At 37.8% G+C, this 233-nt stretch carries 1 protein-coding gene; it reads left to right on the plus strand.

Annotated elements, in window-relative coordinates; translation table 11 throughout:
• On the plus strand, window positions 1-233 hold a 233-nt coding region (locus tag LI114_RS14045; protein ID WP_227221171.1), incomplete at both ends, for a hypothetical protein.

The raw sequence follows: 233 nt of genomic DNA on the forward strand, positions 1-233 counted from the left end.
GAAAGAGGAGGGCGAGAAGTTTACTGATCTTTCGTCGGGCAGTTTTAAAATCTATAAAGCCAATAATGTCGAAGTATTAAAAACGGCAACTTCGGTTGATGCTCCAGCTTTTACCTTGCAAGAAATTATGCAAAAATACCCCGAGGCCTTAATCATGAATGCTTCTGGATTTAATATGAGCACTATGCACATCACAGGGTTTCAGATGAATAATGGAAAACTTTTTAAGGATT

This window comes from Ruminococcus sp. 210702-SL.1.03 (genome assembly GCF_020559915.1).
Lineage (GTDB): Bacteria > Bacillota > Clostridia > Oscillospirales > Ruminococcaceae > YE71.